The following is a 12,026-nucleotide window of genomic DNA, read 5'->3' on the forward strand; positions in this document are numbered from 1 at the left end:
CCGCAGAGATAACGATGCGGCCGGGATGAGCGAACGTCGCCTGCGCGCCAGCGGCGCGAAATATGACGGGCAATTACGCGGTGGCGCGTTCGTTCCAGCTATCGGAGTGAATGATGTTGCCGTCTTTATAGGTCCAGGTGATCTTCTCGTAGCGCAGCTCAATCTGTTCCAGATGGTTGTGCTTCTCGTAGGCGGGGTTTTTGATGTCGTGCATCAGGGGATTCACTTTCACCACCTTGACGTTCTCAAGTTTGGTATTGAAATACTCCACTTCCTGGCCGGCATCGTTGATTCTGTACCACTTGAACTCAGCGGATTTCAGGGTCTGGCCGGTGGTCACTGCCTTGTACAGGTAGGGGCTGGAGGAGTCGATCTCCTTGGTGAACAGGAACGGCGTATGGATACGCGTGCCGGTCAGTTTGCCGGTGTTGTTATCGGTCGGGATGTACAGGTTGTGCTCCTGGGCCACCACTTCGATACTGCCTTCACGATCCTGAACGTCGACAGACCCTTTAATGTCCGCGCCGCCGTCGTCTTTCAGCCAAAGATAAACAGGAATTGCCATGGAATTACTCTCCATTGTGTAGTGAAGCGCCATCATCCTGGGATGACGCAGAGGGTTGGTCCGGTAACCGGCAGGCGTCTACCTGCGGCACCAGACTGATTTCGACACGGCGGTTCAGCGCACGGCCTTCCGGCGTATCGTTTGTTGCAATTGGTCGGCTTTCGCCATAGCCCTGAACGGCAAAGCAGCTGTCCGGCACGTCGCCGGTATCGCGCATCCAGTCGCGGACCGATTCCGCGCGTTTCAGCGACAACAGCTGGTTGGCTTTTTCCTCACCCACGCTGTCGGTGTGGCCCGCCACCACGATCAGCCACCCGGGCCTGGCCTTAATGTCCACCAGCGAGTTGACCAGCCGCTTTGTCGAACCGGGCTTCAGTACCCATTTCCCGGTATCGAACAGCGACATGCTGTCAAGGCGGATGACGTTCGGCGCGACGCGCTGCACCGGCCTGGGCGGCGGTGGCGGCGGCACGTAACCGCGAATCGCCTCCAGCAGCGGCAGGCGAATCCGCTCCCCGCGATACAAGCCCAGACTCAGGCGCAGCGGGACACCGTTACGCGCCCAGCTATCCAGCAGCGCGGCATCTTCACGCAGCACCCTGACAGCGCTGGCTTTTGGCCGATAATCATCCATCGCAATCCGCTCATAACGGGCAATATCGACGCCCACGCGCTGCAGCAGCTGTCGATTGTTCCAGCCACTGCTGAGCAGCGCGGCGACAGCCGCAAGGGTGAAAATCGCGAGCGCCGCGCGCCAGGCCCTGCCTCGTGGCGTGAGTCCCCGTCCCGCCGGTAACTGCGGCAGGATGAATTCCGGCAATGCTGAAGCGTCTTCGGTGTCGCTCTCGCCAGGCTGCCAGCCCGCTACCCGCGACAGACCGCTATGTCGGGATAACCACGTCGTCCAGGCCGACGACGCCAGACTGCCAGGCAGCGAGGGCCCGAGGCCCCACAGCACGGCCGCTGGGGTCAGAGGCGGCAGGTCGGTATTCTCTTCCGTCAACACGGCATGGACGTGCTGTTCAAACCAGCCCATCAGGCTGTTCATCAGCACCTGCTGCTCCAGCGCGGCCGCCCCGCCGGCGCTTACCCAGGCCGGTACGGAACAGGGGGCGCAGGAGGGCTGCCAGACTTTCACCGCTTCACCCGACATCGCCGCCTGCCAGAGCAGGTCGCGACTCATCGTGCTGCCCACCTGCCCCTGCAGCGCCAGCGGTACAGCATACCCCGTCTGCTGGCGCAGCTGGCTGAGTTGCCAGCGCAGGGCCAGCAGAGCGCTGGTCAGCGCATCGCTTTGTGCGTGCCGCTGCGGGCAGACGCAGAGCAGCACCGACAGCTGAGGCCCCCATTCCGGCCGCTGGCTCAATATCTGACGCGCGACCTGCTGCAGCTCCTCCGTCTTTTCCACGCGGATCCAGCAGCCCTGTTTGACGACCCGCACCGGAGACTTTTGCGACCAGACACACGGCAGATCGCCGCAAACGAGGACCACCGGCTGGCGATAAGCGGCCGCCGGGAGATCGTCCAGGCTTGACGCAACGTTACGCCCGGAACGACGACTGGCGATGCGCCAGATCCCGATGATCAGGGCCAGCGTGACCAGCAGAATGAGCCACGCCCCCCAGCGGGGAACCGGCAAAAATAGCAGGCACACCAGCGCACTCAGCAGACTGGCCCACAGCGCCAGCCCACGCTGCTGCGCGGGGCTCATTTCACCTCCCCCGGTAACAGCGTCAGCAGCAGGTGATCGAGCCAGTGGTTCAGCCCCCACCACAGGACGAGTACCACCATCACGCTCAGGCCAATACGTACCGGCCAGGAGGCCAGCCAGCCGCTTATCCCCAGTCCGGCCCGACTCTCTACCAGTACGGGAGCGGCTGACGGGCACTGAAAAGGTGGGACATGCTCACTGAGCGCGTTGATCAGCTTCAGGCGCTCGGGATCGTTGAGGGAGCGAAAGCTGCCAACAAAACCCAGCTGCATCACCCGCTGAAAACAGGTGACCACGGCCAGGTCGGGCGCCGGTTCACGCAGCACATCACGCATCCGATCGCACAGCGTATCACCGGCATCCATGGTGCCGAGGAAGTGCCCCTGCAGCGGAATGTCATACCACTGCAGGCAGGCCTCATCCTCCACGCCGCGCCCTTTCACGGCTTCATCGAGCAGCGCGCACTGGGCGGTGAGAATATGCTGACAGCTGGCGTCATCAAGCCCGCTCGCCTTCAGCTCATGTTGCACGCGCTCGACATCAGCAATACAGCGCTGCCATAGCGTGTACCCTTCCTCATCGCGGAACTGCGGGCCGTGGCGCAGGCTGATAACCTGTAGCCAGGTGTTCTGCAGCAGCGCATCAATATCAATGGACGCGGCGTTACCGCGTTTAGGCTCATTCACGTTCGTAGTACCGCAAAAAGTTCAAGTTCAGGCTCACCGAGCATCCCCGGGACGTAAAACATACAGGTGCCGCTCTGCAGCATTTCCGTCGCCAGAGGGTGGGACACATCGAGGCTGAAATACTGATTTTCCAGACGCAGCGGGATCGCCGCCGGCACATGACGCAATGGCGTCAGGGGCACCCCTGTCCGCGAGGAGTTGACGATGGCTTTGACATGATCCGGACTGCCCACTTTGCACTGTCGCGGAAACTGCTCCTGCAGCCGGGCGACCGGTACCGACGAACGAACCGACAGGTAGTAATCAGCCCCTTCCCGCAGCCGGGCATCGTGCAGACGCGCCTGCCAGAAGTGCAGCCGGGCATCATGCTCCAGCGCAATCGCCACCACCCGCGACGGCAGGCTCGCCTCCAGCAGATCGCTCAGTAAATCAAACAGCGGCGGAAAAACCGTGTTCAGCTGGTCATGTTGATAGATCGGGACGGCATTCGCCTGATGGGTGAGCGAAAAGGTCAGCAGGCTGCCAGCCAGGCGCGCCAGCTCCGGATAGAGGCGTTCCGGCGGGCTCTGTTGGTCACGCAGAAAGTACCCCAGCACCGGCTCGGCGCTGTTCAGCGCATTCAGCAACCAGAACAGAGAGACATCGGCCACGGCAAAATCAGCCATCCGTTCATTGCTCTCGCGACGCATGGCCATCAGGCGCGTCAGACGAGCCCGAAGCTGAGTAAGCAGCTGTTCAAGCTGCGCCGCCAGCCAGCGGCTGCCCTGGATCTGCAGCAGCGGCGGGAGAAAGGTCTCGTCGATAAGCCAGGCCCCCTGCGAGTCCCGCTGCAGGCGAACAAGCGGGCAGGTCAGGTAATCGCTGTTGTCCTGATGGGCGAAGCGGAGGGTCAGCTCCGGCTGCATGACGGCAATCTGCCGGGTATCATCCCCGAACTGGTTGCGGACATCGCGCCAGCGCTGCCGGAAACGCACCGGCCTTTCGGCCACCTCCTCCGGCTTCAGACAGTTGCCGCCATTCGCCTGCATCAGGGGCAGCGCCAGCACGATCACCGCCTCGCCGTCCACCCTGTCCAGTGACAGCGCGGACGGCAGCGCATCGGCATTGTCCGTATCAATCATCGTGCCATCCTGGAACCGGACCTGCAGCCTGTGAACCTGCAGGCGGCCCAGTTTGAGCATCTCTGGTTCGAAGGTAACCTGAACCACTCCCCAGGGGTGGTTAAGCCCCATCCGGGCAATCATTTCCGCAGTCCAGGCTGCATACGCAGCCTGCTGTTGAAAATGCTGGGGCGACACCATAATGCCCCGGCCCCACAACGGACGTTCCGTTTTCATCATCGTCCGGACCTACGCCTTCGCCTTCGGCATCTGGCTGACCAGCGACAGATTGACGTCCATCCCCTCGACCTGGAAATGCGGCACCGCGTACAGCTTCACGCGGAAGAAGCCCGGGTTATCCTCAATATCTTCCACCACCACGCTGGCATCGCGCAGCGGATGGGAGGCCTGCAGCTCGTCGCCAGGGTCGGTCATTTCGGTCACCAGGCTCCGCACCCAGGTGTTCAGCTCCAGCTCCAGCAGTCGCCGGTCCTTGGTGGTGCCGATATTCTCGCGCTGGATCATCTTCAGGTAGTGCGCGATGCGCGAGAGCAGGAAGATGTAAGGCAGACGCGCGTTGATGCGGCTGTTGGCGGTGGCGTCGGCGGTATCGTACAGCGCCGGTTTCTGCGCGGAGTTGGCCGAGAAGAAGCAGGCATAATCGCGATTTTTGTAGTACGACAGCGGAATAAAGCCCAGGCTGGCGAACTCAAACTCCCGCGTTTCCGGGATCATCACCTCGGAAGGGATCTTCACCTGGTTGCCGGTGCCCAGATCGTACAGGTGGATGGGCAGATCTTTCACCGCACCACCGGCCTGCGGACCGCGGATCTGCACGCACCAGCCGTTATTGACAAAGCTCTTCACCATATTGGAAGCGAAGGAAAACGCCGCGCTGGTCCACAGATACTTTTCGTGGTCCGGGCCCTTCACCTGCTCGACATAGTTGAAGCTGCGCACCGGCACGGTATCCGGACCGTACGGCAGACGGCCCAGCACGCGCGGCATCACCAGGCCGATATAGCGGGCATCGTCGGTTTCACGAAATGATTTCCAGCGAATATATTCCGCGCGATCAAAGTAGTTGCCGATATCCTTAATAGCAGCCACCTCTTCCATGGTCTCTTTCAGGAAAAAGGCCGGACCGACGGCGCCGATAAACGGCATATGGGCGGCAGCAGAGACGCGGGAGATATTGCGCAGCAGCGCCACATCCTGCGGGCTGGCATCGAACTCATAAGCCGAGATCACCGAGCCGATCGGCTCGCCGCCGGGAGTGTCATACTCCGCGGTATAGGTGTGCCAGTAGAGTCCGCTCTGGATAAGCTCCGGCGCGTCCTCAAAGTCCTGGCGCAGATCATCTTTGGCGACGTCCAGGATCTCCGTTTTGACGTTCTGGCGATAGTCGGTGTTGTCCACCAGCTGTTTGAGGCCGCGCCACAGGGATTCGACCTGCTGAAACTCCTGGTGGTGCATCACCGCGTCCAGCTGGCGGCTTATCTGGAAATCCAGTTCGGCGATATGGTGATCAATCAGCGTTTTGTCGAGCTTTTCCACCCGCTGGCCGGACTGTCGGATGCGCTCCATAAACACCTGCATCGCCGCGGTGAGACGTTCTGCCGCCGGCGCCTCGGAGAGCGCGGCATCGTCCAGAAAGTCGTTGATATCCCCGAGGCGAGACGCCGGGGCGAGATTAATTTTCTCAAACAGCGAGGCGTAAACGCCCTCGCCCGCCCTATTTTCCTGCAGCGTGGTTTGCCCCTGAACAGGAGCATTTTCTGTGGTAACAGACATTAGCATTTTCCCGGTTAATCCATTAACAGACTTGCCTCGAAATTATTTCGGAGCAAGTGCACTCATTTCGTCACGTAATTCCTGGGACAGCGCCGGATCTTTCAGGATTGCCTCAAGCTCTTTTCTGAAAGTGGCGTTATCAAGCAGATTGGATTTGAGATCGCGTAATAAATTACGCATCGCCAGCATGGCGCGGAGTTGCGGAATTTGCCGGGCAACCTGCTCCGGTTCAAAATCTTTGATGTCGGTAAAACGCAGTCTGACATTCTCCTCTTCGCCGTTGCCGGCCAACGTATTTGGCACCGAGAGATTCACCTCCGGGCTAAATTCCGAAAGTACGCTGTTAAAGTTATTTTTATTGACGTTGATCTTTTCTCTTTCCGATAAGGGCCGGTTTTCCTTACCATGACTAAAATCGCCAATGGTAAGCAGCTTCAGCGGCAGTTCGACCTTCTTTTGCGCGCCGCCGGTATGAAGAGATAATTTGAGATTAATGCGCGCTCTGGGGACTTCATTCTGGAACGTATCAGCCATAGTAGTTCCTTTCCTTGAGGAATAATTGTTGAAGAATTGACGGTAAAAAACCTGAGGATGATAAAGCAAAAATAGATTATCGACCAACTTAACAAGAAGATTGATTGAATATACTCACAAGGTGAATGAATTTATTTCCCTCGGCACTCAACGTGAATATTTAATAAGTCAATACAAAGCCTGCAAATAATAATCGTAATAAATCCCGCACAAAATTAAAATAAAAGAATAAACATAGCGGAAGCACCACCTGGGATAAAATCATCCAGATATCAACGCAATTAACTCCTGCTGGCGGGTAAAAATTATTATCTGCATGCACCAGACGTGACGAGGAAGGGCCTGCGGAACCCGCGGTATTTTCCACCGCAGACAGCCGTCTGTAGCTGAAAAGGATATTTTTCCGGGTAACTGACCGCAGGGCGGCGATGCCGGAAAAAGTTGTCATTGCCAGAAAAACATGACCCCGATAACAAGATACGCACGCCACCGTCTTCGGCATCCTGAGGGGGTCGCATTCTGCGGATCGCCAGGCTATATCTAAGACACCTTTCTCCCACAACGAGTAAAAATGATGAGCAAGAAGATCCTGATGCTGGTCGGCGATTATGTCGAAGATTACGAAACGATGGTCCCTTTCCAGGCACTGCAGATGATTGGCCACCAGGTCGATGCCGTCTGCCCGGATAAAGCCGCTGGCGACTATGTCATGACCGCAATCCATGACTTTGACGGCGCCCAGACCTATAGCGAAAAACCGGGGCACCGCTTCACCCTGAACGCCGACTTTGCCGCAGTGAAGGCCGAGGACTACGACGCGCTCGTGATCCCCGGCGGCCGGGCGCCAGAGTATCTGCGCCTGAACGAGGAGGTTATTAAACTGGTACAGGCATTCGACGCCGCGCGTAAACCTATCGCCGCCGTCTGCCACGGCCCGCAGCTGCTGGCCGCCGCCGGTATTCTGCAGGGCCGCACCTGCAGCGCCTATCCCGCCTGCGCTCCGGAAGTGCGCCTGAGCGGTGGGCACTATGCGGATATTGGTATCGACCAGGCGCATGTGGACGGCAATCTTGTTACCGCCCCCGCGTGGCCGGCCCACCCGCAGTGGCTGGCGAAATTCGCCGCTCTGCTGGCGGAATAACGGCCTGTAGAGAAAGCGTGTTCTGACGAAGGGAATTGTCCATCGCCGCGCTGGTGCTCTCCTGCCCACCGGCACGGCGGTGTTTGATCAGCCGTTCCCGCAGCAGCTTAACCTGACTCAACTCCGCATGACATTGACCGGGCAATATCCCGCGATTTAGATCCGCATTCCCCCGGAAACTTCAATTCGCTGGGCATTCACCCAGCGATGATCGTCAGATAGCAGCGAGGCGATCATCGGCCCGATATCCTCTGGCAGACCAGGCCGCCCCAGCGCCGTCATCCCGGCGACAGCCTGGGCGACCTGCGGGTTATCCCGCACCGCCCCGCCGCTGAAATCGGTGGCGATGGCGCCGGGCGCCACGCAGTTCACCGTAATTCCGCGACTGCCCAGCTCAAACGCCATATAGCGGGTCAGGGTTTCCACCGCGGACTTCATGATCGCATAGGGCGCCCGGTTCGCCATCACGATACGGGTTAGCCCGGACGAGACATTCACTATCCGTCCGCCATCTGCCATCAGCGGCAATAGTTTTTGGCTGAGGAAAAAAACGCCCTTCACGTGGATACGATACAGCGCATCGAATTCCGCTTCCGTGGCGTTAAGAAAACCCATACCGCTGGCGTTGCCGGCGTTATTGACCAGATAATCAAATTTATCGGCACCCAGCTCCGCCAGCGCGCCCTGAAAGGCGCTAACAAACGCGTCAAAGGTGTCGATGTCGCCGGCGCTGAAGGGCAGCGCGATCGCCCGCGCGCCCAAGTCTGTAACCCGCGCGACCACCTCGTTCGCCTCGGCAAGACGCGTTTTGTAGGTCAATACCACGTTCACGCCGCGCTGAGCCAGCGCTTCAACGGTCGCGCGCCCCAGGCCGCGACTGCCGCCTGTCACCATGGCAATTTTTGCGCTATTGTTCATGTTTCCCCCTTTTATCTCTGCTGAAAACATGAGCGATTATAGGCTTCTGCATGCCGACGATAAGACCGCGTTGCGCGACAGGATTGTTTTGCCAGCTGGAACAATGTCATGGATAAACTGGATACCCTGACCCTGTTCGTGCGCATCGTCGAACGCGGCTCATTCAGCGCCGCCGCCGCGGACCTCGGTCTTTCCCGGCCGGTGGCGACCGCGGCGATTCAGGCGCTGGAGGCCAGCCTCGGGGCGCGACTGCTGCAGCGCACCACCCGGCACGTGCAGCCCACGGCAGAGGGCACGCTGTATTATCAGCGCTGCGTGTCCATTCTGGCGGCCCTTGAGGAGGCTAACCGCAGCGCCGGGGGGAGCATTGCCGGTATGATCCGCGTGGACGTGGCGGGCAATCTGGCGCGAACCCTGCTGTTGCCCGCGCTGCCGCAGTTTCTCGCCCGCTATCCCGCCATTACGCTGCAGATCGGCGAAAGCGAACGCGACGTCGATCTGGTTCGCGAAGGGGTCGACTGCGTTATTCGCGGCGGCCATCTCCCCGACAGCGAGATGATTTGCCGGCCGCTCGCCAGGCTGCAGGAGATCACCTGCGCCAGCCCGGCCTACCTTGCCCGGTATGGTACCCCGGAAACCATCGACGGACTGACAGGCCACGTGATGATCGGGTTTGTTTCAACGCGTACCCACCGGACCCTGCCGCTGAGCTTTACCCTGGATGGCAGGCAGACGGAGGTCAGTTTGCCCTGTCGGCTGCTGACCTCCGATGCTGACGTCGGCGCCGAAGCGGCAAGGCTTGGCTTTGGCCTGTATCAGGCCCCCTCTTCCCGCGTTCAGGTCGATCTGGCGTCAGGCGCGTTAACTGAGGTGCTGGCCGATTTTCGCCCTGCGCCGCTGCCGCTCTCCCTGCTCTATCCCAGTAATCGGCAGCTCTCTGCCCGGGTTCAGGTGTTTATCGACTGGGTTACCGCGCTGATGAAGGCACCCCTGACACAGCAGGCATCCGGAAGGCTAAAATAATATTTGCTATTATTCGCGGCACGTGCGTTAATCGTTGTGTCGATTTACCAGACGAAAAGTTATTATCTGAGTACGAGTTCTCATCTCCAGGCGTTATCCCTGATACCACCTTCCTTTGAGCAGTCCCGTTAGTATTTTGCTTTTTCTGTAAACAGGCTCTGTCAGCCCCCTGCTGGCTCGTTAATAAAGCCCTCCGTCTGACCCAATACCCGGCTTACCACTAACTAAAATCAGCCGCGTTAATTTCCCTGAAAACGACCATTGTCTTTTCAACAGAACATTACCCATACAAGGTTTACATTATGATCGAACATATCCATTTTAGATGCCCATGCTGCCATGGCTCCCAGTACAGAACGTCCCAGTTTGACGTGACTGAAAAAAATCCCTTTGGTGCGAAATGCATTTTCTGCAAATCGGCAATGATGACATTTGATGCTATCCGCCCTCATCATCTGGGTGCGTTGTCCACCGCGCACGCGCAACAATAAGAATGCGCAGGAAAAGAGTGCCCGTTATCCGCCTGGGGATAACGTCTTTTTTTCAATCGCGGTTTTTGTCGGTTGAATAATTAACGCCGGGATCAGGCAACGCTTTTATCAGGGTGGTGATATTCTTCCCTGCATTCATTTCAACGTTAAAATAGTCCACCGCGCGCAAAATAAGTCGCAATCCTCTACCACTTTCCGCTAACGGGTCGACATCGAAGCGCTCATCGCTACGCGCCAGCGCCAGGCGCTCGGCGGGAAAGATTTCCCCCGCGTCGGTAAAGCGCAGCGTCACCCGTCGGTCCGCGACCCTAAATTCCACACCAAAACGACTTTCCCGATCCTCATGCAGCGCATAGCGAATAATATTCGTTGCCGTTTCACAGGCAGCGAGATCGAGCGCGAAGCGCCACTCGTCCGCAACAGGCAGCGGCGCCATTCGCTGGGCAAGCCACTCCGCCAGCGGTGAAAGCGAGGTGAGTTCGGCAGGAAACATCATGATGTTGTTCACGGGCACGTCACTCATTTAACTGCGCAAGTGCCGAGGTACGATCCTCGCAAATGCGGAAAATACGATCCATACGGGTCAGCGTGAACATATTGCGGATGCCAGGATTCAGCGCGCACAGCATCATCTCACCTTTGCCGTTCATCATCTTCATCAGAGAAACCAGGGTTCCCAGACCGCTACTGTCGATAAAATCGATTTTGCTGAAATCAACAATCAGATCGGTGCGAGATTCGCCTATCTCCTGGGCGATTGCCGATTTAAAGGCTACTGCGACGGAAGCATCCAGCCGACGCACGGCCGGCGTCAGGATCGTCACCGAGGCCTGCCGTTCGGTTTCAATTTTCATCACTGTCCCCTGTACGTTCAATAATCAAGAGTGAAACATCATCAGCCATTGCCTGCGACTCCCGGTCATCACCATTGCGCCAGCAAGTAAGATGCTCGGCAAACTGCGCCAGCAGCGTGGGTAGCGAAAGCGTTACGCCATCCTGCAAACGGCGCTGCAGGCGCGCTTCGCCAAACTGTTCACCGTTACGGGTTTCACATTCGGTTATACCGTCGCTGAACAAGCACAGCCGCTCACCCGCCGCCAGCGAGAAGCTAACATCTGACCACGTGAGATTGGACATCAACCCCACCGGCGCCCCACCGCTGCCGACCGTGCGCACATCTCCGTCCACGGTGACGATAAACGGTGTGGGATGCCCGGCCTGACACAGTTTCCCCTCGCCGGTTGCCAGGTCGATGACGCCATAGATCAGGGTGAAATAGCTGACGATCTCTGCCTCGTCGCTACAAAAACGACCATTCAGGATCTGCACCACCTCGGCTGGTGACGCCGGCTGGTTGTCTGCAGTAAAAAGAAAACGCTCAACCGCTCTGCCATGCAGAAACTGACGGGCGACGGCGAGCGACATCATCGCCGCCCCCACACCGTGGCCGGAGACATCCACACAGTAAAATCCGAGATGATCCCCCAGCGTGAAAACATTAAAAATATCCCCCGACACCCAGGCCGACGGCAGGAATATCCAGTCGGAGAAGAAGCCCTGATGGCGCAGCTGATGGGCCGGGAGAACCGACTGCTGGATGCGGGCCGCCAGCTCCAGATCTTGTTCAATCTGATGCAGTGCTTCGCTTAGCCGCGTATTGCGCGCGGCGAGATCGGCTTCAAGGGAGAGGATCCGCGCCCCGGCGTGCAGTCGCGCCCGCAGTTCACTCTGCTCCACCGGCTTACTGAGAAAATCATCGGCACCGGCCTCAAACCCCAGCGTCAGATCGCCTGGATTTTCGCGGGCAGTGAGCAATATCAGATAAACATAGTGACCAAAGTGGCGGCGGCGCACTTCCCGGCACAGCGTCAGGCCATTCATCTCCGGCATTTCCCAGTCGCTAATCACCAGGCTGACGGGCTGGTTCTCCAGGATCGTCAGCGCAGCGACGCCGTTTTCCGCCTCGCTGACGATATAACCCCACTGCGTCAACATTCGACTCAACAGCCGACGATAAACCAGTGAATCTTCAACAATCAGGACGTGCTGCACCGACATCGCGC

At 58.6% G+C, this 12,026-nt stretch carries 14 protein-coding genes; 3 read left to right on the forward strand and 11 right to left on the reverse strand.

All coding sequences use genetic code 11. The features are described from left to right. Positions 1-73: 73 nt before the first annotated feature. The 7 genes from hcp to CWM57_RS27150 form a co-directional block, all read right to left on the reverse strand. On the reverse strand, positions 74-565 hold the full coding sequence (gene hcp, locus CWM57_RS04685; RefSeq protein ID WP_002902160.1) for a type VI secretion system effector Hcp: 492 nt from the start codon (positions 563-565) through the stop codon (positions 74-76). Between the two features lie 4 nt (positions 566-569). Beyond that, a complete protein-coding gene (locus CWM57_RS04690) occupies positions 570-2,276 on the reverse strand; it encodes an OmpA family protein (RefSeq protein ID WP_100675693.1) in 1,707 nt (568 codons plus the stop codon). Further along, positions 2,273-2,962 (reverse strand): type VI secretion system protein TssL, short form, encoded by a 690-nt coding sequence (tssL, locus tag CWM57_RS04695; protein WP_100675694.1) that lies wholly within the window; start codon positions 2,960-2,962, stop codon positions 2,273-2,275. The genes CWM57_RS04690 and tssL overlap by 4 nt, the downstream gene beginning before the upstream one ends. After that, a complete protein-coding gene (gene tssK, locus CWM57_RS04700; protein ID WP_165784135.1) occupies positions 2,959-4,302 on the reverse strand; it encodes a type VI secretion system baseplate subunit TssK in 1,344 nt (447 codons plus the stop codon). Before tssK ends, tssL begins: the two co-directional genes overlap by 4 nt. Before the next feature lie 9 nt (positions 4,303-4,311). Further along, on the reverse strand, positions 4,312-5,856 hold the full coding sequence (tssC, locus tag CWM57_RS04705) for a type VI secretion system contractile sheath large subunit (protein ID WP_064159186.1): 1,545 nt from the start codon (positions 5,854-5,856) through the stop codon (positions 4,312-4,314). Between the two features lie 42 nt (positions 5,857-5,898). Next, positions 5,899-6,390: a type VI secretion system contractile sheath small subunit gene (gene tssB / locus CWM57_RS04710; protein ID WP_004176434.1), complete on the reverse strand. Its 492-nt coding sequence runs from the start codon at positions 6,388-6,390 to the stop codon at positions 5,899-5,901. 160 nt (positions 6,391-6,550) lie between these two features. Continuing rightward, a complete protein-coding gene (locus CWM57_RS27150) occupies positions 6,551-6,838 on the reverse strand; it encodes a hypothetical protein (RefSeq protein WP_133122267.1) in 288 nt (95 codons plus the stop codon). A 126-nt stretch (positions 6,839-6,964) separates the two neighbouring features. On the opposite strand from CWM57_RS27150, the gene CWM57_RS04715 reads away from it, so the two are divergent. Continuing rightward, entirely contained in the window at positions 6,965-7,531 is a 567-nt protein-coding gene (locus CWM57_RS04715) for a DJ-1/PfpI family protein (RefSeq protein WP_100675781.1), read from the forward strand. 156 nt (positions 7,532-7,687) lie between these two features. On the opposite strand, the gene CWM57_RS04720 is transcribed toward CWM57_RS04715, so the two are convergent. Next, positions 7,688-8,449, reverse strand: a complete 762-nt coding sequence (locus CWM57_RS04720; RefSeq protein WP_100675695.1) for an SDR family NAD(P)-dependent oxidoreductase — start codon at positions 8,447-8,449, stop codon at positions 7,688-7,690. Between the two features lie 108 nt (positions 8,450-8,557). Here CWM57_RS04720 and CWM57_RS04725 point away from each other — a divergent pair, with 108 nt between their 5' ends. After that, a complete protein-coding gene (locus CWM57_RS04725; RefSeq protein WP_074386067.1) occupies positions 8,558-9,472 on the forward strand; it encodes a LysR family transcriptional regulator in 915 nt (304 codons plus the stop codon). 302 nt (positions 9,473-9,774) lie between these two features. Further along, positions 9,775-9,963, forward strand: coding sequence for a cold-shock protein (locus tag CWM57_RS04730; RefSeq protein ID WP_071839087.1), 189 nt, complete (start codon positions 9,775-9,777; stop codon positions 9,961-9,963). Positions 9,964-10,015: 52 nt separating this feature from the next. Here CWM57_RS04730 and CWM57_RS04735 read toward each other — a convergent pair whose 3' ends face one another. Genes CWM57_RS04735 through CWM57_RS04745 form a run of 3 tightly spaced genes read right to left on the reverse strand, consistent with a single transcriptional unit; the run spans position 10,016 to position 12,021 of the window. Beyond that, positions 10,016-10,486: an ATP-binding protein gene (locus CWM57_RS04735; protein ID WP_074386068.1), complete on the reverse strand. Its 471-nt coding sequence runs from the start codon at positions 10,484-10,486 to the stop codon at positions 10,016-10,018. Further along, a complete protein-coding gene (locus CWM57_RS04740; RefSeq protein ID WP_074386069.1) occupies positions 10,479-10,817 on the reverse strand; it encodes an STAS domain-containing protein in 339 nt (112 codons plus the stop codon). The genes CWM57_RS04735 and CWM57_RS04740 overlap by 8 nt, the downstream gene beginning before the upstream one ends. Continuing rightward, complete coding sequence (locus CWM57_RS04745) at positions 10,807-12,021, reverse strand: PP2C family protein-serine/threonine phosphatase (RefSeq protein ID WP_074386070.1); 1,215 nt, start codon at positions 12,019-12,021, stop codon at positions 10,807-10,809. Before CWM57_RS04745 ends, CWM57_RS04740 begins: the two co-directional genes overlap by 11 nt. Positions 12,022-12,026: the final 5 nt, after the last annotated feature.

The sequence above is a fragment of the Klebsiella sp. G-Nf4 genome, assembly GCF_002810615.1.
GTDB lineage: Bacteria > Pseudomonadota > Gammaproteobacteria > Enterobacterales > Enterobacteriaceae > Klebsiella > Klebsiella variicola.

Coding starts and splice junctions, on each gene's coding strand:
- hcp (WP_002902160.1), bottom strand. CDS start 565: ATGGCAATTCCTGTTTATCTTTGGCTGAAAGACGACGGCGGCGCGGAC.
- CWM57_RS04690 (WP_100675693.1), bottom strand. CDS start 2,276: ATGAGCCCCGCGCAGCAGCGTGGGCTGGCGCTGTGGGCCAGTCTGCTG.
- tssK (WP_165784135.1), bottom strand. CDS start 4,302: ATGATGAAAACGGAACGTCCGTTGTGGGGCCGGGGCATTATGGTGTCG.
- tssC (WP_064159186.1), bottom strand. CDS start 5,856: ATGTCTGTTACCACAGAAAATGCTCCTGTTCAGGGGCAAACCACGCTG.
- tssB (WP_004176434.1), bottom strand. CDS start 6,390: ATGGCTGATACGTTCCAGAATGAAGTCCCCAGAGCGCGCATTAATCTC.
- CWM57_RS27150 (WP_133122267.1), bottom strand. CDS start 6,838: ATGACAACTTTTTCCGGCATCGCCGCCCTGCGGTCAGTTACCCGGAAA.
- CWM57_RS04715 (WP_100675781.1), top strand. CDS start 6,965: ATGAGCAAGAAGATCCTGATGCTGGTCGGCGATTATGTCGAAGATTAC.
- CWM57_RS04720 (WP_100675695.1), bottom strand. CDS start 8,449: ATGAACAATAGCGCAAAAATTGCCATGGTGACAGGCGGCAGTCGCGGC.
- CWM57_RS04725 (WP_074386067.1), top strand. CDS start 8,558: ATGGATAAACTGGATACCCTGACCCTGTTCGTGCGCATCGTCGAACGC.
- CWM57_RS04730 (WP_071839087.1), top strand. CDS start 9,775: ATGATCGAACATATCCATTTTAGATGCCCATGCTGCCATGGCTCCCAG.
- CWM57_RS04735 (WP_074386068.1), bottom strand. CDS start 10,486: ATGAGTGACGTGCCCGTGAACAACATCATGATGTTTCCTGCCGAACTC.
- CWM57_RS04740 (WP_074386069.1), bottom strand. CDS start 10,817: ATGAAAATTGAAACCGAACGGCAGGCCTCGGTGACGATCCTGACGCCG.
- CWM57_RS04745 (WP_074386070.1), bottom strand. CDS start 12,021: ATGTCGGTGCAGCACGTCCTGATTGTTGAAGATTCACTGGTTTATCGT.